Raw genomic sequence first — 24,825 nt, 5'->3', positions numbered from 1 at the left:
ACTCTATATTGGTTACTAATGTACCGTAATCTATATGGTGATGACTTGACTTTAAAGTCCCATCATTCATAGTGATCAGTTTAATTCTACTATGATATTGAAGGTGAATTCATGGAAAAGATCGATCTTATAAAAAGAAACGTGCAGGAGATTGTCACAGAAGCGGAGCTTACAACATTGCTGGAGACCAAGGAAAACCCTTCAGCATATACCGGCTACGAACCTAGTGGGAAGATCCACATGGGCCACGTTCTTACTGTGAACAAGTTAATGGACCTTCAGAAAGCAGGATTTGAGATCACTGTCCTTCTTGCGGATGTCCATGCATACCTGAACCAGAAAGGTACGATGGAAGAAGTACGCAAGACCGCGGACTACAACAAGGAATGTTTCCTTGCACTTGGACTTGATCCGGAAAAGACTAATTTTGTATATGGCTCTGATTTCCAGCTTTCTCCTGAATACATGCTTAATGTGCTCAAGCTCACCCAGTCAACTTCACTGAACCGGGCAAAGAGAAGCATGGATGAGGTTGGAAGGAAAATGGAAGACCCTAAGGTTTCCCAGATGGTCTACCCCATCATGCAGGCTATTGATATCGCACTTCTCGGAGTGGATGTCGCAGTAGGTGGTATCGACCAGAGGAAGATCCACATGCTTGCAAGGGAAGGGCTTCCAGGCCTTGGCTTCAAAGCTCCGCTCTGCATCCACACTCCGATACTTCTCGGATTGGATGGTACCAAGATGTCATCATCCAACGAGAACTATATTTCAGTGGACGATGATGCAGCATCCATTAATAAAAAGCTTAAGAAAGCATTCTGTCCTGCAGGTGTTATTGAAGATAATCCGATGCTTGAGCTATTCAAGTATCACATAATGCCTCGCTACGATGAGATCGTCTTCGAAAGGCCGGAGAAGTTTGGCGGCGACCTTGTGTGCAAGAGCTATGCAGAACTTGAGACAGTATTTGCAGACGGAAGTCTTCATCCAATGGACCTGAAGAACGGTGCCGGTAAGTACATCAATGAGATACTTGACCCTGTAAGGTCAGTTCTTGGATAATCTGATAGAGACAGCAGAATTTCTGCTGTCTACGTAATCTATTTAACGTTTGCACTATAAGAATTAACTCAATAAGAATTAGTCGAATTGGGGAACCGCATGAAATATACATTTCAAGATTCTAATGAATTATCTATTCAGAGGGATGTTATACAGGATCTTCAGGATTTTGTTTATACCTCCAGCAAAGTTCTTCCTATTGAAAATGCTTCCATTGAGAATAATGATGATCTGATAGGCAGGCGAACATCTCTGGAAAAGGGGTCCGAAGAACTGGAGTCCAGTAATAGTAAGATCCTGGATTTCATTGACAACATTACCGGAGAGTTTGAATTAAAAGATCTCCTTGATTACAGAAATTCTATTCTTGATGCATGCGAGTCTTCTTTCAACAAGAGTTCAGGTGCCATGCTTTCTGAGATAGAGAGCATTAACAAGAATATAGACAAAGGTCTGGATGATGTGGAAAGGCAGATCCTTTCAATACTCGATCCCTTCTTTGAAGGTGGTGTTTATGGCACAACAGAAAAGTATTTTGCTTCCATGGACCGGAATGTTCTGCGGGGTAAGCTTACTTCAACGGTTTCCGGAATGGAATATGAGTCCGAACTTACCTTTACCGATAGTTCTACAACAATAAGAGGATTCTTCGGCACTCTCTTTTTACCGACCTGGACAAGGTCCGGTATCATATACAAGGAAGATAAAGTGAAGCTGGAAGATGTGTCCGATTTCCGTCTTTCAACCCTGGATTTTGACGATCATCAAATTAGTGCAATGTTCGTTAACAAGAAAGCTACCAAGCGGTTAAAGGTCGATATGAGCGGTGATTCCCTTGTGATCTATTATGATGGCAATGAGACCACAGCAGATCCTGCACTCATGAACTCTGTCAAAGAAGAGAATGTAAGATCAATGCTGGATGCCCTTAGGGACTATATCCGGTCCCATGTTAAGAGGAAGACCCTTGTCAAGCTTATGCTCGATGGTGAGGATGCTATTCGTAACAACCAGACATTCGATTGCCTGAAACTGATCGCTGAGCAGTTCACGGATATCATCAACGAATGCATTGACAGAGGGTATTCTGATGGCGAGATCACAATAAAGATCGAGCAGACTGATGGAACACGTACCGAGAAATATGTCAGCAAGGCCGAATTGTTCGACCAGCTTTCTGAGTTTGGTAGTGAAGGCCTGGAACTCGCAAGTCTTCTTGGTGTGGAGAACTCCTGATCTTTTAAGACCCGGATAGTCATATTTTTAATATGGCCTATCTTTTTATCGATCGCATTATCTTATTATCTTATATATTACCTGAAACAGAGATTAACATTAGTATATTTCTGGTATTTATTCGGGGGAAGGCTTGATGGAATCTTTCATAATAAATAATCTTACCATAATTTTCGGTTTGTCCATCGCCATTCTTTATTTCTGCCACCGTCTTCATATACCCATAATTGTCGGATTTCTTTTTACGGGTATGTTATTAGGACCTCATGGTTATGGTCTGATAGATGCCATTGAAGAAGTAGAAGTGCTTGCTGAGATCGGCATAGTGCTGCTGCTTTTCACGATCGGCGTTGAGTTATCTTTAAAGGATCTCTGGAGCATGAAACGGGCTGTCCTTATTGGCGGTTCCATACAGGTACTGTTTACAATAGCAGTTGTCTATTTCATATCTTCCTGGGTCGGATACGGTTTTGCAGAATCCGTTTTTATTGGTTTTTTATTCTCCCTGAGTAGTACGGCTATCGTGCTCAAGCTTTTGCAGAAGAGGGGTGAACTGCATGCTCCGCATGGACGTCTGTCCCTTGCAATTCTGCTTTACCAGGATGTCATTGTAGTTCCCATGATACTGGTGACACCATTTTTGGCAGGGGTGGGTTCCACCGGAGATGCAGCACTGCTTCCCATAATTGGAAAAGGCATCGGCCTGATCGTTCTGGTCATGGCCAGTGCTAAGTGGATCGTCCCGAACGTTCTCTATCAGATAACGAAGACCCGGGATTCCGAGCTCTTCTTCCTGAGCATCATTGTTGTCTGCCTTTCGGTCGCCTGGCTTACATCCAGCATGGGACTATCTCTTGCATTGGGTGCTTTTCTCGCAGGTCTGATCATCTCTGAATCCGAATACAGCCATCAGGCACTTAGTAACCTCATTCCTTTCCGTGATATTTTCATGAGTTTCTTCTTCATTTCCATAGGGATGCTGCTTGATATCGGACACTTCTTTGAGAACCCTGTGCTGTTCATACTTGTGGCTGCCGGGGTACTTCTGTTAAAATCATTACTAGCCGGCCTGGCCTCATACCTGCTTGGCTTCCCCCTGCGTACGGCGATCCTGGGGGGACTTGCACTTGCACAGGTTGGTGAGTTCTCATTCGTTCTTTCCAGGTTCGGGCTGGAATTTGGTATCCTTGATCAGAACGTGTACCAACTGTTCCTTGTGGTCTCCATCATTACAATGGGAGTAACCTCATCTGTAATGTCAATTTCACCCAGGGTCGCGGACCGGGTCGTGAATCTGCCTCTGCCATCAAAGTTCAAATGTGGCTTCCATCCCGGGGCTATGGAGGATATTCTTGACAAAAAGACACATCTTAAGGACCATCTTGTCATCGCAGGTTTCGGTTTCAATGGCCATACTGTTGCAAAGGCAGCAACGGTAGCAGGAATTCCCTATCTCATACTCGATACCAACCCGGAAACCGTTAGGAAAGAACAGTTAAAGGGGGAGCTTGTCTATTATGGTGATTCTTCCCAGAAAGGCGTGCTTGAACATGCGGACATCAAGAATGCAAGGGTTCTGGTGGTCTGCATATCCGATCCGGCGGGAACACGGAGAACTGTTTCACTTTCACGTAAATTAAATCCGAATCTACACATTATTACACGTACACAATATCTCCAGGAAATGGAACCTCTGTATGCACTGGGTGCAAATGAGGTTATTCCTGAGGAGTTCGAGACATCCATCGAGATATTCGTAAGGCTGATGAAGAGATATCTTATTCCAAAGGATGAGATCGATAAATTGGTCTCAGAGATACGTTCGGATGGTTATGAGATGTTCAGAACGTTGTCCGGTACAATGAACATCTATGACATGGAAGTTGATATTCCGGAAATGAACATTACGAATGTAAGGGTAAGGTCATCTTCCTATGTAGTTGGGAAAACACTTACTCAGCTTGGCCTGAGGAAAAAATATGGTGTTACAATACTTGCGATCCGCAGAGACTCGGAAATTCTTGCAAGTCCGGATGCTGATCTCTCACTGATGTCGGGTGACGTGGTCGTACTGATGGGCACGCCGGAAATGATCTCAAAAGTAGATCCGCTATTTGCAGGCGGGAATATCGATTAAGGAAATGGAGGGGTTATATGGAACGTAGCATTGAAAGTATAAACGAAAGCATTGGTAAAGGTGAAGCTGTTGTGCTTACTGCACAGGAGGTCTGTGAACTTGCAGACCGTGGTGAAGATGTCGAAAAAGTGGATGTTGTGACAGCAGCAACACGTGCTATCATGAGCGGGACCTATGTGATCCTCTCTTTCCCTGTGGATGCACCCTGCAGTTTCCTGCGTGCGAAGGAAGTCTACATGAACGGGGTTCCTGCTCATGTGGGTCCCTGTCCCAACGAAAGGTTGGGTATCCTTGACCTGATGCTTTTTGGTACAGATCACAGCTTGGATGACCACCACTATGGTGCCGGCCATCTCTTCCGTGACCTTGCAGCAGGAAACCCGGTGGATGTCAGGGTGGTAACTGACAATGATGTTACCTTCACGACACAAGTTACACTTGAAGATATGCCGTATGCCATGATGTATGGTACACGTCACGCTTTCAAGAACTATTCAGCTTTTGTTAACACCTCTGATGATACCGTATCTTCCATATTCCATGCCATCGACTTCGGACCAAGGCTAACAGAGGCCACGATCTCCGGGTGCGGTCAGATCAATCCTGTAAAGAACGACCCTCTGCTGAAGTCCATCGGTATTGGAACACGCATCCTTATGAACGGCTCAGAAGGTTTCATACTTGGTTCCGGTACCCGTAGCGCCAAGGAAAAACCAAACCTTACGGCTTTTGCAGATATGCACGGTATGGACCCTGAATACATGGGTGGCTTTTTCACATCAGCAGGTCCGGAATGTATCGTTTCATGGGCAGTGCCCATAGCTGTGACCGACCCTTCGGTAGTGGATGCGATAGCAGAGCGTGACAGGCAGATCAAGATGTCAGTAATGGCTGTGGATAAAAGGGCTTGTGTGGGTTATTCCACTTATGGTGACGTATGGGAAGACGTGGACCTGGAAGTAACGTTCGATCCGAAAGAATGTATCAATTGCGCCTTATGCGAACCTCAGGAGAACTGTCCCATGGCTGCTATAAGCTTTGATGGGGACAAAGTGAAACTTGACAGGTATGCATGCTTTAACTGTGGCCTGTGCACAACTCTGTGTGTGGGGGATGTGTTCACCGGAAACATGGGTTCCATCAATTTCGAGCTCGGTGACCATTCGGCGAACGTTCCGATCGTCCTGCGACAGTCTGACAAGAAAAGGGCTCTGGAGCTTTCAGAAAAATTAAAAGAGAAGATCCTCGAAGGTTCTTTCAAACTTACTCAGATGGTCGAGCACATTCAGTCATGAACCGTTCGATTATCTCTTCAGGGGACAGGCCAATGATAGGTACGGATGCATTTCCTGCACCCACGCGTGCGATCACAACTCCCCTGTCAACTTTTTTAAGTGTCTGCTCAAGTTCCTTTTCATTATTTGTAGTGTAAACGTCCTGTATCCCTGCTCCTTTTGCAACAGCACCAAGGTCAGTTCCAAGGGACGTTGCTGTAGGCTGGTCCCCGGTTGATCCGTATGTACCGTTGTCTATCACAACAAGAAGGTAGTTCTCGGGTCTCTGATGTGCAATAGTTGCCAGACTGCCCATGTTCATGAGGACAGAACCATCGCCGTCAATTGCGATAACATGTCGCTTTGGAACGGAGAGGGAAAGCCCCAGGCCAATGGAAGATGAAAGTCCCATGGATCCAAGCATGTAGAAGTTCCCGGCTCTGTCTTTCACATGGTGCAGTTCCTTTGAGGGTAATCCAATGTTGCACACTATGAGTGAGTTCTTCTCTTCCGCTTTTCTAGCTATCATGGATATTGCGTCTATGCGTTTCATTCTGCCTCCCAGAATCCTATCTCAAGAAGGACTGCAACCGGTCGCCCTTTCTCCGATGCGATCGCCCACGCATGAAGTATCGTTTCTTCCACATTGTCTATGGTAGGCACGACATATGGTATGTCAAGTGTATCAAGCAAAGATGTTGTAAGCTGACCCATAGGTACCTGGGCACAGATAGTTTCACCTTCCACACCCCTGTGGCTCATGATCAGTAGTAGGGGGATGTGGAACAGCTTGTTAAGGGATGCAAGTGCGTTGATGGAATTTCCGAGTCCTGAATTCTGCATGAGCATTGCAGGTATCTTTCCTCCCATGTAAGCACCGGCACAGATGCCCACGCCTTCTTCTTCACGGGTCACAGGCACATGGATCATGGAAGGGTCATCATCTATCATCGGAAGTATGTCCTTCAGGTTGATACAGGGTACACTGACAACAAGGTCGATGCCTGTCATTCTCATACCATTGAATACTGATATGCTTGGGTCCATTTTTCTCACCACACTTTCAGCTTGATAGCATTGCTCATTTTAAGCAACCTCATTTCCCGAAAAACTCAGATACCTTTTCCAGTATCTTTTTCTCCGCATCCGGGTCTGTTGGGGATAAGGCAAGTTCGATCTCCAGTAGTTGTGTCGAAAATGCTTCTTCTAATCGTTTTTGTCCTCCGCCGGTTATGTTCAGGACGATCTGCTCATCGGGTTTGACCTCGCCTGCATCCAGTGCCTTTATCAGTGCAGCACAGGCAACAGCAGGGGCTGGCAATATGTCGATCCCTTCGCTTTCTTCGAAGAGCTTCTGTGCAGCTTCAGCTTCCTTGTTAGTGATCCCGTAGATGGCCCCGTCTGTATCATCCAGTGCATCTTTCACACCGCCTATCGCTGAGTATGGCGGCTTCCTGTTGTAGAGCACATCATCATGCATTTCTTCAGGACAGCGGCCTGTGAGCTCAATGCCTGTCCATAATGAGTAGAGGGGTGCGCATGGCAGGTTCTGTGCAAGATGAAGTCGTGGCATGTTGTTGCCGAAACGACCGTCCTCAAGAAGCCTCATGGATGCTTCCCATGCTGAAATTCCGCCTGTTCCGCTGCCAACTGCCTGGAAATAATGTTGTGGCAGGCTTTTGGTGGTAAGTACCGCATCCAGCATCACGGTTCCCATACCATCCCTTCTGGCAACGTTGCGGGCACCGCCTTCGCTTACAAAATCATCTCTTGATGCTATCTTTTCTGCCAGTGCAATGGCCTGGTAGTAGTCTCCATCAACGGTCACCGTGCAGATGGAAGAGGAGTCCTCATCTGCTGTCCAGAGCCGATGGGCGCTGTTCTTTGGTACGATCAGCAGCAATTTCTGTCCTGTTATGGATGCCACATGTGCAAAGGCCCTGGCAGTATTACCGGCAGATGCGACCACCATTATACGCTCTTCATTATTCTCTATCAGTCGCTGCATTGTGGGGAATGACTCAAGGTCCTTGAAGCTGCATGTTCTTATGAAAGCCTCTTTTTCAGGCCAATAGCCATTGAAAGTGATATTCAGGTCGTTAAGTCCGAGCTCTTTTGCAAACTCCTCACTTTTGTATGTCACAGGTCTGCCGGAACCTTCCTCTATGATACCGTTTACCGGGAGCCAGTCGTAATATCTCCAGATGCCCGGCATGTCTGTCGGTTCTATCTGTTTCTTAGAATACTCTGTACGCAGCAATGCATCATCATTAGGGCAATGTAATGCATATGGGTCCCTGACTTGTCCGCACTCCGGACATTTCACGACATACTTGTTCATGGGGTCAAGTCGGAGAATCTACTTATATATTTTTCCATTAAAAAGGCAAAAATTGCCGATTTGGGTTTCTATGGCACTTAATGTGGACTTTGGGGAAATCTCTCTGCAAAAAGTGTAAAATAAATATTTATGGGCATTTTCAGCCATGCCCCTAAATGGGATAAATTATCTCCAAAAAAGATATTTCAATCTATCAATGTTCCAATAACAGGAACCTCTTCCATGACGTCATCATCATGTGGGGAGTCATCCATCTCTTCGGTAAGGTCCATACCGCCTTCATGCATTCCCTGATGATCTCCGTCATCCCATAGCATGCTGTCAGTTACGTCGTAGACCTTTCCCTGATATGCTATGTAGCATTTTGAACCGTCCTTACCAGTGTACTTTGAAAGTTCTTCTTTTGTAAATTCTTCCACTTTAATAACCTCCGTGTCAATATATTATCCTTGTGTTAATAATGATTTACGCTTTCTTTAAAGTTACCCAGAATTCGCTGCCCGGTCCATCCGGATTATCTTCTACTCCAACTTTTCCTCCATGGAGTTCAGCTATCCTCTTGACAATTGCAAGACCAATCCCACTTCCTTTTATTTTGCAATTTCCTGTTGCTCGTTTGAAACGATCGAATATCAGGTCTTTGTCCTCATCTGCAATACCTTTTCCTGAATCAGTTACTGTGACCTTCCAGTATTCATCCTGATCTTTAACATCAATTTTGATATTTTCATTTTCAGGACCGTATTTTACAGCATTTGATATAAGATTTGCAAAAACTTCCTCGATCATCGGGTTTACAAGTGCATCATGCCTGTCTTTTGTTCCTAGCACGATGTTTATATCCTTCTGAGCTGCCTGATATTCAAAATGAGATTTGCAGTAATTCAGGATCTTTGTAATGTCCATAGGTTCAAAATCGATCTCCTCCGTCGATTCCAATTTGGCAAAAGCTGCCACAGATTCGATAATTTCGATGAGCTTTTGATTTGTGTTATCAATTTTGTCAAGTTTCTGTAACTTATTTTCATCATCTTCCTCGATAAGCAAAAGATGAGTATATCCATCTATGACAGTTGCATGGTTGAGGAGATCATGACTAAGAACATCTGTAAATATGTCTTTTAGCTCATTTGAGTTCTCAAGTTGCTTTGCGTATTTCCTGAGCATTTCCTCAGTTTCCTTTATCTCGGTCACATCAAAAATTGCTCCGACAAGTCCGGCTTTATCTCCGTTCAGGTCTGTGAACAATGATTTATTGAATACAACTCTGCGTCTTGAACCATCTAGTGATTCACATTGTGATTCATATACCTGTATTCCACCTTTTTCGAAAAGTTCGTTATCTTTCTCATAATAACTTATTGCAAGGTCCTCAGGAGATATTTCAAAAACAGTTCTTCCAACCAGTTCTTCTCTTTTTATTCCTATAAAATCCTCAAATGCCTTGTTGCATCCAAGATATATTCCATCTTTATTTTTGTAGAACACAGGTAATGGGATAGCATCTATAAGTTCCTGCAGGAAATGGAAATATGTTATCTGGACCTTTTCAACCTCTTTGAGTTGCGTAATATCATTTCCAATAGCTATCGACCCGATGACTTCTCTATTTTCATTGACAAGGTTTCTAGAGTTCCATGATATTATGCGCTCTTCACCATCTTTTCTTGTGATGATGGTCTCAAATCCGGCTACTCGCTTCCCTTGTTCTAAAATGGCTTTAGCTTCTGCAAATACCTCATTACGATATTTTTCATCCGGATATAGCAGATCCCAGACCTTAGTACTGCCTATGATCTCTTCTCTGGTATATCCACTTATTTTTTCTGCAGCATTGTTCCATATAACAACCTCCGCATCTTTGTTGAGAACGTTAAGCCATATATCTGCATTTTCAATAACTGTCTGCTGGAACTGCGTGAGGTTGCATATCTTTTCATCAGCCAGTAATTTTTCAGTTATGTCCTCTACTGTAAAAGTAATTCCTGATGGTGGGTTATTTGGATCTATAAGGGCAAAAGTAAATGCAATGTCAATTTCCTTTCCATCCTTGCGTATCCATTTACCCTGTGCCTGGATCGGACCTTTCTCCTCTCCAAAACCTTTCAATATATTTCCGACCCTGTAGTACTCTTCTTCATCCGGATAAAGGAATCTTGTATTAAATCCTACAATTTCCTCTCTTGAATATCCTACCAGCTCGCACATACTGTCATTAACATCTCTAAACTCCCTTTCCCAGACTACTCCAATTCCTATCGGTGTTGCACGGAATACACTTCTGATCTTTGCTTCCTTTTCCCTGATAGTTTTCTCGTAATCTTTTATCTCTGTAATGTCCTGCAATGTGTATATGATCCCTCTGGAAGGATCTTCAGGATCCAGAAGTGCAAGTTTCATGGAAATATCAATGATCCTTCCATCTTTGTGCACGAATTGAGTTTCTGTAGTTCTCGTCCGTCTTTCTTTAATGACAGCTTCTAGTTCTTCACCGACAAGCCTGTAATGTTCATCAGATGGATAGAAGATGCGAGTGTCTTTTTCGAAGATCTCTTCTTTTGAGTATCCAAGTATGTTGTAAGCTTCCTCATTGGCATCCAGCATCTTTCTATTACAGGTAAGTCCGATCCCTATGGGGGCAACAGCAAAAAGGGTGCTTATGTGCTGTTCTTTCTGTTTTAATGTTTCCTCAGCACGCTTTTTTTCACTTATCTCCTCTTTGAGCTGTTCATTGGCCTTTTTAAGTTCGGATGTTCTTATCTCTACAAGCTCTTCGAGATGGTTACGATACTTTTTGAGTTCATCTTCTACATCCTTGTGCTCGGTTACATCCCGAAGCACACCAATCAACCCTCGGGAGTTACCATCCTGATCGCTCTGGAAGTGAGGGTAGTTCTCGATCCAGTGAATATTTCCTTCACTGTCTAATAATCTGAACTCACTTTTTGGTGCATTTTTTTCCATCATTGCTTTTCGGAAATCTGCGACTAGTTTTTCACGGTCTTCCGGATGAATGTAATCTGCAAAAGAGGTGTTTTCCATACTTTCAGGATCAAATCCATATGGTTTGATCTGGGGACTTATGTAAAGAATGATACCTCTCTCATTTGTGATGTAGATTATATCCTTAGTATTCTCGATCAGGTATCGATATTTTTCCTCCCCTTTGTTTAAGAGATCCTTTATGGAAACATAGTCGATGGTATCTGTCTTTATAGTCTACCCCCTCCCGGGTAATGAAAAAACAAAACAGAATATTATTATGTTCTGATGGAGTATATAAATATACTTGTCTGGTCTAAAAAAGCGATGTTCATCGACACAATAATGTTTGCAAAGTGTCTCTGCTAATGTATAATCTGTGAACTGCAAAGTTGAAGATCAAAACTGTAAAATTATTAGTGTCTGATCTGTGACCGTACAGCTATTTTTGATCAATTTGATCATTAAAGATATTTCATACCTTCGTAAAAGTTACTCCAAAAACGGTTCCACTGTTTCCGAGATTGTCCTCCACACTGAGATCCCCTCCATGCAGGTCAACTATCCTTTTAACAATGGCGAGCCCGAGTCCGGTACCTTTCACTCCTTTCTTGTCAACACGTTTGAAACGGTCGAATATCAGTGACTTTTCATTATCCGGGATTCCATCTCCGAAATCGGTGACTGTGACCTTCCAATCTGTATCTTTATCGATGATATCTACAATGACCTTTGAATTTTCAGGGCCATACTTGATAGCATTTGATATCAGATTTGCAAATACTTCTTCTATCATAGGATTGGCCAACGCATTGTATTCCCGATGTACCGGAAGTTCGATGACGACGTTCTTTTGTTTGGCATGATATTGGAAATGTTTTATGATATCTTTTAACATTCCTGCAAGTTCTATTGTCTCAAAATTGATGTCATCGATAGTTTCGAACTTTGCAAAAGATGCCGCTGATTCGATAAGCTCCATAAGCTTACGGTTACTGACCTCGATATTCTCAAGGTTCTTTATCTTTTTCTCATCCTTTTCCATTTGCAAGAGCATGTATGCAAATCCATTGATCACATTTGCATGGTTGAGAAGATCATGGCGCATGATGTCTGTGAAGATATCTTTAAGTTCATTGGAACGCTCAAGTTGTTCGGCATACTCTTTCAGGATAATCTCAGACCTGACACGGTCCGTGATATCAATAATTACGCCTATCACTCCGAGGACATCCCCTTTTATGTCAGTAAAAACAGACTTATTGATCATAATATTGTGTTTTTTCTGATCGCTGGCGTAGATCACTTCTTTTTCATAGGTCCTTGATCCTCCTGTCTTGATCAGTTCCGTGTCCGTGCAATGTGATTCAGCGATCTGGATATCAATCTGTAGTTCAGAGATATTTTTTCTAATTATCTCTTCTTTTTTGATACCGGAAAAGTCCTCAAATGCCTTGTTGCATCCAAGATATATTCCTTCTTTATCTTTGTAACATATAGGCGCAGGTATGGCATCAATAAGTTCCTGCATGAAATGAACATGCTTTATCTGTATCTCTTCTGCTTCTTTTCTTTTGGTAATATCATTACCGATGCCTATCGTTCCGATGTTCTCTCCTTTTGAATTAAGGAGTTTCTTGTAGTTCCATAAAATGACTCGTTTTTCCCCATCTTTTCTTGTGATGATAGTTTCCAGATCTGATACTTTCGTCCCTTCTTCTATGATCCTGGTAATTGTTGAGAATATCTCATCGCGATACTCTTTTTCCGGGTATAGCTGGTCCCATATCTTCGTGCTGCCGACAACTTCATCCCTTGTATAACCGCTTATCCTTTCTGCAGCATTGTTCCATATTACGACTTCAACGTCTCTGTTAAGCACATCAAGCCAGATGTCCGCGTTCTCAATAACGGTTTGCTGGAACTGGCTCAGGCTGCTGATTCTTTCTTCTGTTTCTTTCAGGTCCTTTATTTCCTGTTTAAGTGTTTCATTGGAACTTGCCAGTTCAGAATTTCGAATTTCCAGGCTTTCATCAAATTTATCGCGATATCTCTGCAGCTCTTTTTGCATTGCGATGTTTTTTGTGACATCTTTCATGATGCCGATGATCCTGGATGGCTTCCCATTTCTTCCTCTCTGGAATTCGGCATGGTTCTCAAGGCAGTGTTCTTTGCCATCCTGGTCGAGAACCCTGAGCAAGTTGTCAAAAGGAGTACTGTCAGTCAGCATCTTCCGGAATTCGAATTCCAGATCTTCACGGTCTGATGAATTGATGTATTTCAAAAAAGAAGTGCCATGCATCTTATGGGAGTCCAGTCCAAATTTCCTTATCTGAGGGCTGATATAATCTATAATTCCTTCCGGATCTAATATGTAGGATATGTCAGCTATGTTCTCTATGAGGATGCTGCATCTGTTCTCTTCTACATTCAATGCATTATGCATTATTCCGCTTTCTATATGAGCTGTCATTAGGGAGTGCCTCCCAATGGAATACATTATACTCATGACCATGAGTACTTTAATCTATATGATTATTTTATGTATATATGTATTTCCTCAATACTCTAAAACATTTGACGCACATTTTAACATTTTTTGGATTGAAATGTGCTGCGGGCATTTCTGTTCACAAATTCCACATTCAATACATCTGGATGCCCTTTCCTCAGCTGGCACGAACAGGTCATAATGAAGACGTGCTTTTTCAAGATTTCCGTACATGGAAGCACTGTTAAAGTAGGTAAATGCAGCCGGTATATTAACTCCGGAAGGACATGGCAGGCAGTATTTGCAGTCAGTGCAATTCACTTCGATCTTTTCAAGATATACGTCTTTAACTTTCCCGATGAGCTCATGCTCTTTCTCAGAAAGCGATCCTGCAACTCCTTCTTCTGCATAGGCGATATTTTCTTCCAATTGCTCGAAATTACTCATACCGCTCAGGACGATACTGATCTGTGGCTGGTCCCAGAGATATTGCAGACACCAGTTGGCAGGTGTGCGTTTAACATCTGCACTGTCCCATATCTGCTGCACTTCATCCGGTATCCGGACAAGGCTTCCGCCGCGCAGTGGCTCCATGATGGCAACACCAAGACCTTTATCTGCAGCGTAGTGGAGACCTTCCTTTCCTGCCTGGTAGTTCTCATCCATGAAGTTGTACTGTATCATACAGAAATCCCAGTTATAGCCGTCCACGATCTCTTTGAATACCTCTAGATCGTCGTGGAAGGAGAATCCTATATATTTGATCTTGCCGGCTGATATTGCACTTTCAATAAAATCGAACATTCCCAGTTCTTTCATCTTTTCCCAGTGACCTTTTGTGAAGCCGTGCATGAGGTAGAAATCGATGTATTCTGTCTGAAGCCTGCGGAGCTGATCATTAAGGTAGCGGTCCATATCATCTCTTGTTTCCACCAGCCATAGCGGCAATTTTGTTGCAAGATAGACCTTTTCACGATAGCCCTTGCTCAGCACTTTACCCACAAATGGTTCGCTTTTTCCTTCGTGGTATGGATAAGCTGTGTCAAAATAGTTCACACCCTGTTCGATGGCGTATTCGATCATCCGGGTTGCCTGCTCTTCATCGATCTGGTCATCTTTTCCATCGATCACAGGAAATCTCATGCACCCGAAACCAAGTACTGAAACGTTCTCTCCTGTTCTTCCAAATTTGCGGTATAACATCTCATCCCTCTATTTTATGTATCATCAGCTATCTCTTGAGCTTGCACGGTATTGCATCGGATTTCTTCTACTGATCTAATGATAGATGTTTACCGTTATTAATATTCAATCGTTGTGCTGGTGATCCTTTGTATCGAACGGTCAGGTCTGATGGTGTTGCCCAGAAGGAGTTCAAGAATTCGGTCTTCATAGGCCATGCTGCTCCCATAAAAAATGAAGCAGAAGCGAAGGCCTTTGTGCTTGCCGTCAAGGAGCGATACGGTGATGCCAATCACAATGTCTCTGCTTACCTTATCAAGAACGGCAGCACCCTTGTGGCAAAGTATGACGATGACGGCGAGCCTGCAGGCAGCTCCGGAAAGCCGGTATTCAAGGTGCTGGAGCTTAAGGAGCTGAGCAATGTTGCAGTGGTGGTAACCCGTTATTTTGGTGGCGTAAAACTGGGATTCGGGGGTCTTTCCAGAGCTTACAGGGAAGCAGCGGTTGCAGCCATCGAGGAAGCCGGGATAATTGAAGTGCATGAAATGACAGCCCTGAAATTGAAGGTCACCTATTCCGACATCCAACCGGTGAAGAAGCTGATCGAAGAATATGGCCACCTGGTGGATGAGAATTACACCGACATCGTGGAACTGTCTGTTGAAGTTAGAAAAGGCACTGAGGAAGATCTTATCTCAAAGGTCACAGACCTGACCCGGAACAGGGCTACTGTGGCATATATTAATGGTTGATCTCCCTCTTGCAAGTAAACTATTTATTTCAGGTGATCTATCTTTTTTTTGGGGATCATGTATGCAGATCAGAAAAGAAGAAGATACCGATTACATCGCGATCACAGAAGTGAATGATCACGCTTTTGGCCAGGTGAACGAGGGGCAGCTTGTTGTGAATTTGAGGATGCACTCCGATTTTGTTCCTGAGCTTTCACTAGTTGCCGAGGTAGATGGCAAGGTTGTAGGACATATCCTGTTCTTCCCGATCAAGGTCGTTGACGATGGCAAGGAATTTGATTCCCTTTCACTGGCACCAATGTCCGTTCTCCCGAAGTTCCAGAAGCAGGGTATTGGCAGTGCTCTTGTAAAGGAAGGGCTTACCGTGGCGGAGAACCTTGGATATGAGTCGGTGATCGTTCTGGGTCATGCTGAATATTATCCACGCTTTGGTTTCAGACCTGCATCGCAGTGGGATATCAGGGCTCCCTTTGAGGACGTGCCGGATGAGGCATTCATGGCAATGGAGCTTGTTGATGGTGCACTGGATAATGTCAGGGGTGTTGTGGAATATCCCGAGGAGTTCAGTGAGGTCTGATCATTTTATATTGGTATTTTGGTGAAAAATAAATCCGCGACGTCATTTCGGGCATTGATGGTCATTTAATAGCATAGAATCCCGCCTGCATGTAAGAGGTCCAGAACAGTTCATATGTGCTGAAGCCTGTTTCTCTTAACAGCTCAAGGTGCTCTTCTATGGTGATCGGGAAATATGCTGTGTTGAATCTCTTCAGATGCTCTTCAACAACGATATCCTCTTTTCCATTTTTCAGTTGATACCTTTTCCATCTGTTGAGAGCGATATCAGTTGCTTTTTCTGATCCTGGTATTATGTTCTCGAAGGTTACGTAGATGCCACCTTCTTTTAGCATCCCAAAGCATTTTGCTGTTGCAGCGGCTCTTTCTTCCCTGTTCATGTAGTGGTGCGACTGGATCGCAGTGATGACCTCAAATTCCGGAATATTGGAAACCGGAAGATCCAGGGTAGTAAAGTTATGAAAAAACATTCTTCTGGTATAGTTGCCTTCCAGCCTCTTTTTCACGTAATTGATCATGTTTTCGGAAGGGTCGTTCAGGTGAAATGTGCAATTATCAAATGTGTCTATTGCAAGTTCAGCCAATGAACCTGTTCCACAACCAGTGTCAAGCCAGTTATTGCAGTCAGGTTTTACAGTCCTGAGCAGATCGATGGTTTCTTTCTGGAAATTCTGATAGTATGGAATGGTTCTGCGAACCTTTTTTTCATACTCTTCCGGTATGAATTGTGTTGTATTGGCCATATACTATGTTTCCTGTTCTGGCTTTGATAATATTTAGATAGTATTTCATTATACTATGTTTTACTAATAAATGACTAACAACATCTTCCAAAGCGAGTGTGAATTCAGTATATATTATATATATTTAATTTACCCGTCTATATTCTATCCAGACATATTCTATATGTATTTGTGTCTATTCAACGCCTGAGGTTCATGTCAAATGACTTCTCCTCCTTCAGGCGAAATTATGATAGACAATACAAAAGTATTCAGAAAAATAATCGATTCAATAACGACCATCGTCCTGTATCTTCTTCTCCTGACGTTGGTCGTCGGAATGGCAAAGACCCTGTTGGACTTGAGGTTCACCGTTTTTACATCCCTGGATGTTGGTTTCAATCACATGGTCTCCAGCGTGCTCACGATCTTCATACTGATCGACCTGTTCAACACCTTTGTAGATTACCACGAGCATGAGCGCATCAAACTGACATACGTTACTGATGCCACCATCCTGATCGTGATGCGTGAGATCGCTGTGGGGATGTATGCAAAGGAGTTCGAAGCCGGATTCATCTTTGCCCTTGCAGCTCTTATAATGGTACTGGGGATCGTGCGTGTGCTTGCCATCAGATATTCTCCTGAGGACATGCATGATATTGTACCGTCATTTATGACCGGGAAGCAAAAAGAAACAGGAAATAAATGAGGATCAAGACAACAGGAATGTTTCTATATGCAGGTGTAATCTCACTTTTTGAAGTGATACCTGAACTCAAAGCCAAGGTGACTCAAAGCAAGCAATGCCAGCATCATCACAACAAAGATAAAGACGATCGGTGCATGGGCTGCAAGCAGGGAATGAACGAGATCGTCCCTTGTGAATCCTATGCCAATGTATGAGAACAAATTAATCTCCCGACTGGATATTGGATATAAATAATGTATCCCAGTTCCTTCAAGATCATCTAGTAACAGATGTGAGAGGGATGCAGAAAATGCAAAAAGGCCCGTATACAATGCCTTGCCCGGTTTCCGATATAGCACATATCCAATAATTGCTCCAATAAGGATCGCAGAGGAGCTGAACAGTAGGGAGTGAGTTGGTATCGCTCCAATATAGCAGTGTGCCAGAGTACCATTTACAATGAGATTGTATACAGCCATTATGTCCGGGTACAGTGCAAAGAATCCTCCGGTCAGTAGCAGTAACAGTATATGGCCTATTTCTCGGTATGAGATATCTCTGCGAAGGAGCGCCACAAGGGTAGTATAGACTGCTATTGCACAGATACAGAATACGAAGAACATAACATGCGCAACTGGATATGGCATAATAATAGATAGAACACCTGAGAGTATAAATTTATCTGAGATGCCTGTTTGTCCTAAAAATAATTATTAGGGGCACATTTCAAAAAATCCGAATAACGTTCACAATGTCATAATTATGAGTATGCGCACATACGAAATTCATTCATAAAGTTCATATGCTATTAATTTAGTGTTATATATTAAGAGCTATTTGCAATTCATGACTTTGGGGTACGGGGGTACAATTTCAAAGAAAAAGTCGTGGTGGTGGTGGTAGTAGCTCTATTTTTTTATCATGGAAGGCATTTTTAGTTCCTCTCCATCCCCTCAAAATTAATCGGGAGGGCTGTAAATGTCTTCCCCCATACCTCTGTTTTTGAGAACTTTAATTTCCATTAATTTCTTCTATTAAACTCTTAAAGTGTGACAACAGGATTGGGTTGGTATGTAATAATCAATCAGCAATAGCGTCTTTTAAAAAGTACATTTTCAGTAACAATTAGGAAAATGAGGGATTGAATTGAGTTCAAATACAGCGGTTTCGGGTAAAACCTCGCTGTGAAGATCTCACCAAATTGGTTTGTTATTCTTTGGAAAATAAGGATGTCTACAGGGCCATATGCTCTGGAATCATTCCACTCTTTTTAAGTGTTCGAATCAGCCTCTTCTTTAGCTACCTCTTTTATTCTGGTGATGATCGACTCCAGTCCGTTCGATCTCGCAGGTGAGAGGTTTGACTTTAATCCGATCTTATCAATGAAATACAGGTCAGCATTCAATATCTCCTGAGGAGGGCGATTGTTCACCACTTTAGCTACAAGGGAAATGATCCCTTTCGTTATCATCGCATCGCTATCGAGATCAAAGATCAATTTGCCATCTTCAGTATGGCTTCTGATCCAGACCTTGGACTGGCATCCGCTTATCGCATTGTCTTCGGTCTTAAATTCTTCACTCATGGGTTCGAGCTCTTTGGCAAAAGAGATGAGGAGCCCATATTTGTCAAACCATTCAAGGCCTTCAAATTGTTCTATGATCTCATCCTGGATAGCATCGTTCACTTGTACATCATCTCTACTTTGTTTATCCCTTCGATCAGCATGTCAACATCTTCTTTTGTGTTGTACAATGCAAAACTTGCTCTGACCGTGCCTTCGATACCGAGTGATCTCATCAATGGCTGAGCGCAATGATGCCCGGTCCTGACGGCAACCCCCATCTTGTCCAGTATCAATCCTGTATCATAATGGTGAATGTTGTCCAGGTTGAATGAAACAGCTCCGCACATCTGGCTAGTATTTCCATAAACTGTCACATTATCCATTTCCAGCAGTTTGTCCCTTGCGTAAGAATAGACCTCATGCTCATGATCTTTTATTTTGTTCATGCCTATTTTTTGCATGTGATCAATTGCTGCACCGATACTTATTGCTCCGGCGATGTCCGGAGTGCCGGCTTCAAATCTCAAAGGGGGGGCCAGGTATGTTGTTTCTTCAAAGGTTACCTTATCGATCATGCCTCCTCCGCCTATTGCCGGCATGATGTCACTGAAGCGATTGCTTGTATAAAGCACTCCGACTCCGGTGGATGCATACATCTTATGGCCTGAGAATGCCAGAAAGTCGCAGTCGATGTCTTTCACATCAATAGGCAGATGCTGTATTGACTGGGCTGCATCCACCAGTACCGGGATGTCGTGATCCTCTGCAATTTCAGTGATCTCTTTGATCTCATTTACAGAACCAAGAACATTTGAGACATGTGCGATGGCTATCAATTTTGTTTTGTTCGTGATCTCCATTGAGTCAAGCAGCGATTTGCAATCTTCATCCATGGGAATTGCTTTTACTTTTGCTCCTGCAAGCTGCCACGGTACGATATTCGAGTGGTGTTCCACTCCGGTTACCAGAACTTCGTTTCCCCTTAAGGAAGGTTCAAGCGACCGTGCGACCTGATTAATGGAGCCGGTTGTTCCGGAAGTGAATGTCACCTCACTGGGGTCGCGGGCACCGATGAAGTCGCTTACTTTTTTCCGAGCTTCCTCATACTTCTCACTTGAGACTTCGCTCAGGTAATGCAGGCCCCTGTGGATGTTACTGTATTCCGTCTTGTAGAAATCAGACATCGTGTCGATCACAGAGTCCGGTTTCTGGGTCGTTGCCGCGTTATCAAGATAGACAAGCCTTTTACCGTACACCTTCTGTGAAAGTATCGGGAAATCTTTTGCAAAATCGGTCATCTTTTCACCATTTCAACAAGTGAGAACCACTTTTTATCATCGCTAAAGATGTTCTCTACGGAAAGTCCGGCAGCCTCTGCCATTCTTTTGATGCCCTCTACAGTGTATTTGTGAGAGTTCTCGGTGTGGATCGTCTCACCTTTTTTGAAGATTATCTTCTCATCCAGAATTGGGCTTGCTACCTCCAGATCATCCTTTGCTTTCAGGTGCATCTCGATCCTGGAATGTTCCCTGTTGAAGAATGCAACGTGCTCAAAATCCTCCGGATCGAAATCGGTCCCAAGGTGGTCATTTGTGACCTTCAGTATGTTCTTATTGAATTCTGCAGTGATCCCCTGGCTGTCATTGTAGGCCCTCTCGATGATGTCAATGTCTTTTACCATATCCACTCCAAGGAGAAGCCTGTCGTTCTCATTCATGGCCTTTCCGAGATCTGCCATGAATTCCATTGCCCTTGCCTCGGTAAAATTGCCGATGGTACTTCCGAAGAAGCAGAAGAACCGTTTTCTTTTCCCCGGGATCTTCTCAATATGCTCAAGGAAATCAGCGGTGATCCCGTGAATCTCAATTTCAGGGTACTAATCCTGAAGATTGCAGGCAGATTTCTCTATGGCCTTTTTGCTGACGTCAACCGGGTAATACACGATGGTCTGACGGATGTCTTCCGGGACCTCATCAAGAAGTACAGAGATCTTTGAACAGTCCCCGCTTCCAAGTTCTACAAGATCGCAGTCTTTCAGCTGTTGTTTCAATTTCCGGGCAGTTGACCTGAGCAATGGGATCTCGATCTTTGGAGGATAGTATTCTTCTAATTTAGTGATCTTCTCATACAATTCGGATCCATGATGGTCGTAGAAGAACATTGAAGGAATTGTTTTAGGGTCTGCTCTCAGGTAGGCTGCCAGTTTTTCCCTGGTGGAACTGTCCCCCACCTGTGGCATGAAATCTTCGATGATCATTGTTCGGGTACCCCTGTCTCAAAAGGAAGGTCGTTGTTGCTCCATTCAAACCATCCGCCATCATAGACTGCTGCTTTGTCCCAGCCCATGAGCCATGCGTTAAAGAAGGCTTCACTGCCCCTCCAGCCCGTACCACAGTAGAATGCATTGCGCTTTTCAGGGCTAATTCCGATCTTCTCCCAGATCTCTGCAGTTTCCTGGGCTTCTCGGATGGTGTGATCGAGATTCCTGTAGTTTTCCATGTGGTAAGCATCTGTCCCACAATCCCCGTATACCGCTCCCGGTATCCTTCCTTTCGCTTCGATATAGTGATAACCGCTTACTTCCCCGATGTATTCCCACCAGCTTCTGATGCACACCAGGTTCCTGTCAGGAGATGCAAGGATCTCTTTTGCTTCTTCAAGATCAACCATAATTTCCGGTTTATGAGGAATTTCAATTCCAAAGGATACTCTGTCATTCCTGGCAGGCTCCTTGGTGATATCATAACCTGAATCAAGCCATGACTGAAGTCCACCGTTCAGTATGCGAACATCCTTTACACCGGCGTAAAGCATGATGAATGCGCATCTCATTGCACCCAGATGCCCCGCGCTGCTCCCCGGAAACGGATCATCATAACTTGGTGCAGAGAATCTTCCATAGAGGATGACCGTGGTGTCATGCGTGATCCCTGCATTCTCCAGTGTTTCCTTCAGCTCTTCCGGAGATCGCCGATTCCATGTCACCTCGGATTCAAGGGAATTGGTGTCAATGGCTATTGCTCCCGGAATGTGACCGATCTCATAATCCTCAGGGTTCCTGTAGTGAGAATGACATAACACGAACTTATTATTGTCATATTCCGGTGCATCATTTGTAGTGATCAACTGATCGAGCCAATCCGCCGAGACCAGCTGACGATATCTTGCAAGATGCTCCATTGGCAGATCCTTTTCCGCCCATTCAAAAAATGAGTTGTAAACGGTCACATCAGGGTAGCCGGCTTTCCCAAATTGCCTTGCCACCTCTTCTGCCTTCTGTGGATCATACCCATAGATGACCAGATGATCCTCCGGCATGATCCCCTTGTTCATGACGATCTCTATCCAGTCGATATAGTGTAACCATTTGTAAGGCAGCGTTTTCGCACCCTTTATGTGCCCGCCTCTTGTCTCTCCCCGCTCCTTCCATCCATTATAGGCATCAATAGGTCTGATATCGATTACCTTATAATCATGCAAGTTTTCAGCTAAATCTTCAGTTATAATTTCCCCCATGCAATATAATTTACCTTAATTATTATATTATTCTTTGGGAGTTAACATTGCGGGAATAATTAATGCAAATATGACGAATTGGTTTGTTTAGGTTGTGCAATATTAGTTTTGTTTCGAATCTCATCTAATTTATGAAGTGCATCTCCAATTCTGCCTACAATCAGTAAGTAATCGTCACTTATATATCCATTTTTTCTACAAACACATGTGTATTTTTTGTAGGCGTCGATAGCTTTTTCAATGTGGTATTCATAATCTTTTATGTCAGCTAAGTCATGATATGCAATTCCAAGATTTTTTAGAGTCATTGCACATTCGATTGGATATTCTTCATCATCTGCATTTTCTAAGGCATCTTCATAAGTCTTGATGGCCAAATTAAGATATTTCTTCTTATCTTGATTTTTATCTTGTATATTAGCTAAGTCGTGATATACAATTCCAAGGTTTTTGTAGGTTTCCAAACAACAACTTCTGTATTTTTCCCCAATATTTGTAAGAAGATCTTTATAAGTCCTGATGGCCAAATTAAGATATTTCTTCTTATCTTGTTTTTCATCTTGTATGTTAGCTAAGTCGTTATAAACAATTCCAATATAGTTTTTTGCTTCGGAATAGTGTAATATATTTTCTGATTTTAAAAAATTCTTTCCATCATCCTCTTGTAGAATCTAAAGGGCTTTTTTAAGATTCTCTTTTTTGTTACGAATTTTAGATAAATGAATATATGTTAAACCCTCGTTGATTTGAGCTGTGGCGTATTGTATTGGATATCTACTCTTTGTGAATACACTTAGTACATTTCTGTATGCATTGGTTGCATTTTTAAGATTATCTTCTTTGTCCCGAACTTCAGATAAATGAATAAAAGCATATCCAAGGTTGTTTAGGACTTTTGCATATTGTATTGGGTAATTTGCAACTTGAAATATATTTAAAACTTGTTTGTAATTATTGATTGCTATTTTGAGATTAGATTCTCGATTTTGAATTTGAGATAAATATATGTATGCATTTCCTAAGAGTAGTTGGATCTTTGCATATTGTATTGGAAAGTTATCTATATTGAATATATCTAAAGAATTATTGTATGTTTCAATGCCTATTTTGAGTTTATTTTCTTTATCTTCAATATCAGAATAAGAAACATATGCATCTCCAAGATGCATTTGAATAAATGCATAATGAATTGGAGATGTTTCTAATGTAATTATGCCTAGTGCCTTTTCATAACAATAAATCGCTTTGTTGAGATTTTCTTTCGTTATTTCCTTCTTAGCGATAGCACGACCATAGCTAACCATAGCTTTCGCATACTCAATTCCATTGTAATCATGATTGTTGGAATTATGTTCTTTTAGATATTGATCAAAAGTATCTAGACATTCCTCGAAAGCATCCATAGCTTTTTCATTATTTCCACTTGAATCTTCTATTTCAGATAGTTTTATATATGCTATTCCAAGATTGCTTTGAGTATTTGTATAATCAAGCTGATATTTCTCAATTTCAAAGGCTTTTTGAGCTTCTGTATAAGCTTTGATGCTCATCTTAATATTTTTTTTCTGATCTCGGATTTTAGATAAATAGAAATATGCAAGACCAAGATTAAATTGAGTAGTTGCATAATCATATTTGTATTTAGTAGACTTTAATATACCATATCTATATATGGTGGGCCTAAAAATTCTCAGGCTATCATTGTATGCCTGTATGGTTAGTTTAAGATTATTTTCTTTATAGTCAATGTTGGGAATATCGCGATATTTATTTCCAAGAATTTGCTGAGCTTTTGCATATCCGTAAGGATATTTTTTTTCTGGGACTTCTGAAAGTATCTTCTTCAAATCGTCAACAGATAAGTCTTGTTTTAGTTGATTGTTTATCTTATGTTTAAAATTTTTATTATCAATCCATATTTTTAGATAGATTGGTCCAGAGATTGTCAAAATAACAAAAATAACTTGAGGCAATATCGAAGATAATGTTAAGGACAACGTTGAATAAATAGAAAATACATCAATCATAATTAGAAACCCCCAAATTACAATTAAAGTTTATATCATATAAACTTTATACATAGGGTCAATTATTTTATGATGCTCGTGTTTTGATAAAGTATATTAGATCATTAAAATTATGATGAATTACTTACAATGAAACAGACATTAATTAACGGTATTAAATATTGCAATAGTATGAATTGATTTAACGATGGTGATTGGAGAAAGCTAGGTCACTTAAATTTAAGAACTAAGCTCTCTTATAGCTTCTATCAAATTTTCAAAAAGAT

General features: G+C 42.3%; 21 protein-coding genes and 1 pseudogene. 7 read left to right on the top strand and 15 right to left on the bottom strand.

What is annotated here, in order from left to right; translation table 11 throughout:
• Positions 1 to 111: 111 nt before the first annotated feature.
• The 4 genes from J7W08_RS08715 (at position 112) to J7W08_RS08700 (ending at position 5,733) form a co-directional block, all read left to right on the top strand.
• Positions 112 to 1,065: a tyrosine--tRNA ligase gene (locus J7W08_RS08715; protein WP_048195591.1), complete on the top strand. Its 954-nt coding sequence runs from the start codon at positions 112 to 114 to the stop codon at positions 1,063 to 1,065.
• A 99-nt stretch (positions 1,066 to 1,164) separates the two neighbouring features.
• Complete coding sequence (locus tag J7W08_RS08710) at positions 1,165 to 2,301, top strand: hypothetical protein (protein WP_233084115.1); 1,137 nt, start codon at positions 1,165 to 1,167, stop codon at positions 2,299 to 2,301.
• A gap of 136 nt (positions 2,302 to 2,437) precedes the next feature.
• On the top strand, positions 2,438 to 4,438 hold the full coding sequence (locus J7W08_RS08705; protein ID WP_233084114.1) for a monovalent cation:proton antiporter family protein: 2,001 nt from the start codon (positions 2,438 to 2,440) through the stop codon (positions 4,436 to 4,438).
• Between the two features lie 17 nt (positions 4,439 to 4,455).
• Positions 4,456 to 5,733, top strand: coding sequence for a methanogenesis marker 16 metalloprotein (locus tag J7W08_RS08700; protein ID WP_233084113.1), 1,278 nt, complete (start codon positions 4,456 to 4,458; stop codon positions 5,731 to 5,733).
• Here J7W08_RS08700 and comE read toward each other — a convergent pair.
• The 7 genes from comE to J7W08_RS08665 form a co-directional block, all read right to left on the bottom strand.
• Entirely contained in the window at positions 5,702 to 6,265 is a 564-nt protein-coding gene (gene comE / locus J7W08_RS08695; protein ID WP_233084112.1) for a sulfopyruvate decarboxylase subunit beta, read from the bottom strand. The genes J7W08_RS08700 and comE overlap by 32 nt on opposite strands.
• Positions 6,262 to 6,759, bottom strand: a complete 498-nt coding sequence (gene comD / locus J7W08_RS08690) for a sulfopyruvate decarboxylase subunit alpha (RefSeq protein ID WP_233084111.1) — start codon at positions 6,757 to 6,759, stop codon at positions 6,262 to 6,264. The genes comE and comD overlap by 4 nt, the downstream gene beginning before the upstream one ends.
• 49 nt (positions 6,760 to 6,808) lie before the next feature.
• Positions 6,809 to 8,053: a cysteate synthase gene (locus J7W08_RS08685; protein ID WP_233084110.1), complete on the bottom strand. Its 1,245-nt coding sequence runs from the start codon at positions 8,051 to 8,053 to the stop codon at positions 6,809 to 6,811.
• 185 nt (positions 8,054 to 8,238) lie between these two features.
• On the bottom strand, positions 8,239 to 8,472 hold the full coding sequence (locus J7W08_RS08680; protein WP_233084109.1) for a cytochrome b5 domain-containing protein: 234 nt from the start codon (positions 8,470 to 8,472) through the stop codon (positions 8,239 to 8,241).
• A 46-nt stretch (positions 8,473 to 8,518) separates the two neighbouring features.
• Complete coding sequence (locus tag J7W08_RS08675) at positions 8,519 to 11,239, bottom strand: sensor histidine kinase (protein ID WP_259370138.1); 2,721 nt, start codon at positions 11,237 to 11,239, stop codon at positions 8,519 to 8,521.
• Between the two features lie 271 nt (positions 11,240 to 11,510).
• Complete coding sequence (locus tag J7W08_RS08670) at positions 11,511 to 13,508, bottom strand: PAS domain-containing sensor histidine kinase (RefSeq protein ID WP_233084108.1); 1,998 nt, start codon at positions 13,506 to 13,508, stop codon at positions 11,511 to 11,513.
• An 87-nt stretch (positions 13,509 to 13,595) separates the two neighbouring features.
• The gene (locus J7W08_RS08665) at positions 13,596 to 14,729 is read right to left on the bottom strand and encodes an aldo/keto reductase (protein ID WP_233084107.1); all 1,134 of its coding nucleotides are present in this window, start codon (positions 14,727 to 14,729) and stop codon (positions 13,596 to 13,598) included.
• Positions 14,730 to 14,857: 128 nt separating this feature from the next.
• Between J7W08_RS08665 and J7W08_RS08660 the strand changes: the two genes are divergently transcribed.
• Both J7W08_RS08660 and J7W08_RS08655 read left to right on the top strand, forming a co-directional pair.
• Entirely contained in the window at positions 14,858 to 15,460 is a 603-nt protein-coding gene (locus tag J7W08_RS08660; RefSeq protein ID WP_233084106.1) for an IMPACT family protein, read from the top strand.
• Between the two features lie 61 nt (positions 15,461 to 15,521).
• Entirely contained in the window at positions 15,522 to 16,037 is a 516-nt protein-coding gene (locus J7W08_RS08655; protein ID WP_233084105.1) for a GNAT family N-acetyltransferase, read from the top strand.
• Positions 16,038 to 16,098: 61 nt separating this feature from the next.
• Here J7W08_RS08655 and J7W08_RS08650 read toward each other — a convergent pair whose 3' ends face one another.
• The gene (locus tag J7W08_RS08650; protein ID WP_233084104.1) at positions 16,099 to 16,779 is read right to left on the bottom strand and encodes a class I SAM-dependent methyltransferase; all 681 of its coding nucleotides are present in this window, start codon (positions 16,777 to 16,779) and stop codon (positions 16,099 to 16,101) included.
• Between the two features lie 229 nt (positions 16,780 to 17,008).
• On the opposite strand from J7W08_RS08650, the gene J7W08_RS08645 reads away from it, so the two are divergent.
• Positions 17,009 to 17,470 carry a phosphate-starvation-inducible PsiE family protein gene (locus tag J7W08_RS08645; protein ID WP_233084103.1) on the top strand — a complete coding sequence of 154 codons (462 nt, stop codon included), beginning with the start codon at positions 17,009 to 17,011 and terminating at the stop codon, positions 17,468 to 17,470.
• Between the two features lie 41 nt (positions 17,471 to 17,511).
• Here J7W08_RS08645 and J7W08_RS08640 read toward each other — a convergent pair whose 3' ends face one another.
• The 7 genes and pseudogenes from J7W08_RS08640 to J7W08_RS08610 form a co-directional block, all read right to left on the bottom strand.
• Positions 17,512 to 18,096, bottom strand: coding sequence for a metal-dependent hydrolase (locus J7W08_RS08640; protein WP_233084102.1), 585 nt, complete (start codon positions 18,094 to 18,096; stop codon positions 17,512 to 17,514).
• 623 nt (positions 18,097 to 18,719) lie between these two features.
• Complete coding sequence (locus tag J7W08_RS08635) at positions 18,720 to 19,136, bottom strand: SufE family protein (protein WP_233084101.1); 417 nt, start codon at positions 19,134 to 19,136, stop codon at positions 18,720 to 18,722.
• A complete protein-coding gene (locus J7W08_RS08630) occupies positions 19,133 to 20,314 on the bottom strand; it encodes an aminotransferase class V-fold PLP-dependent enzyme (RefSeq protein ID WP_233084100.1) in 1,182 nt (393 codons plus the stop codon). The genes J7W08_RS08635 and J7W08_RS08630 overlap by 4 nt, the downstream gene beginning before the upstream one ends.
• Positions 20,311 to 21,255, bottom strand: a pseudogene (egtD, locus tag J7W08_RS08625) (L-histidine N(alpha)-methyltransferase). The gene J7W08_RS08630 and the pseudogene egtD overlap by 4 nt, the downstream one beginning before the upstream one ends.
• A 14-nt stretch (positions 21,256 to 21,269) precedes the next feature.
• Positions 21,270 to 22,532, bottom strand: coding sequence for a rhodanese-like domain-containing protein (locus J7W08_RS08620; RefSeq protein ID WP_233084099.1), 1,263 nt, complete (start codon positions 22,530 to 22,532; stop codon positions 21,270 to 21,272).
• Positions 22,533 to 22,591: 59 nt separating this feature from the next.
• Positions 22,592 to 23,059 (bottom strand): tetratricopeptide repeat protein, encoded by a 468-nt coding sequence (locus tag J7W08_RS08615; protein ID WP_233084098.1) that lies wholly within the window; start codon positions 23,057 to 23,059, stop codon positions 22,592 to 22,594.
• Positions 23,060 to 23,203: 144 nt separating this feature from the next.
• Entirely contained in the window at positions 23,204 to 24,559 is a 1,356-nt protein-coding gene (locus tag J7W08_RS08610) for a tetratricopeptide repeat protein (RefSeq protein WP_233084097.1), read from the bottom strand.
• Positions 24,560 to 24,825: the final 266 nt, after the last annotated feature.

Origin of the sequence: Methanococcoides orientis, assembly GCF_021184045.1 — an archaeon.
Lineage (GTDB): Archaea > Halobacteriota > Methanosarcinia > Methanosarcinales > Methanosarcinaceae > Methanococcoides > Methanococcoides orientis.
The sequence above is the reverse complement of the archived record's forward strand: the minus strand, read 5'-3'. Positions and strand labels throughout refer to the sequence as shown.

Bases quoted from the DNA above. Each gene is read 5' to 3' on its own strand.
- J7W08_RS08715 (WP_048195591.1), top strand. From the start codon at position 112: ATGGAAAAGATCGATCTTATAAAAAGAAACGTGCAGGAGATTGTCACA.
- J7W08_RS08710 (WP_233084115.1), top strand. From the start codon at position 1,165: ATGAAATATACATTTCAAGATTCTAATGAATTATCTATTCAGAGGGAT.
- J7W08_RS08705 (WP_233084114.1), top strand. From the start codon at position 2,438: ATGGAATCTTTCATAATAAATAATCTTACCATAATTTTCGGTTTGTCC.
- J7W08_RS08700 (WP_233084113.1), top strand. From the start codon at position 4,456: ATGGAACGTAGCATTGAAAGTATAAACGAAAGCATTGGTAAAGGTGAA.
- comE (WP_233084112.1), bottom strand. From the start codon at position 6,265: ATGAAACGCATAGACGCAATATCCATGATAGCTAGAAAAGCGGAAGAG.
- comD (WP_233084111.1), bottom strand. From the start codon at position 6,759: ATGGACCCAAGCATATCAGTATTCAATGGTATGAGAATGACAGGCATC.
- J7W08_RS08685 (WP_233084110.1), bottom strand. From the start codon at position 8,053: ATGAACAAGTATGTCGTGAAATGTCCGGAGTGCGGACAAGTCAGGGAC.
- J7W08_RS08670 (WP_233084108.1), bottom strand. From the start codon at position 13,508: ATGACAGCTCATATAGAAAGCGGAATAATGCATAATGCATTGAATGTA.
- J7W08_RS08665 (WP_233084107.1), bottom strand. From the start codon at position 14,729: ATGTTATACCGCAAATTTGGAAGAACAGGAGAGAACGTTTCAGTACTT.
- J7W08_RS08655 (WP_233084105.1), top strand. From the start codon at position 15,522: ATGCAGATCAGAAAAGAAGAAGATACCGATTACATCGCGATCACAGAA.
- J7W08_RS08650 (WP_233084104.1), bottom strand. From the start codon at position 16,779: ATGGCCAATACAACACAATTCATACCGGAAGAGTATGAAAAAAAGGTT.
- J7W08_RS08645 (WP_233084103.1), top strand. From the start codon at position 17,009: ATGATAGACAATACAAAAGTATTCAGAAAAATAATCGATTCAATAACG.
- J7W08_RS08640 (WP_233084102.1), bottom strand. From the start codon at position 18,096: ATGCCATATCCAGTTGCGCATGTTATGTTCTTCGTATTCTGTATCTGT.
- J7W08_RS08630 (WP_233084100.1), bottom strand. From the start codon at position 20,314: ATGACCGATTTTGCAAAAGATTTCCCGATACTTTCACAGAAGGTGTAC.
- J7W08_RS08620 (WP_233084099.1), bottom strand. From the start codon at position 22,532: ATGGGGGAAATTATAACTGAAGATTTAGCTGAAAACTTGCATGATTAT.
- J7W08_RS08610 (WP_233084097.1), bottom strand. From the start codon at position 24,559: ATGATTGATGTATTTTCTATTTATTCAACGTTGTCCTTAACATTATCT.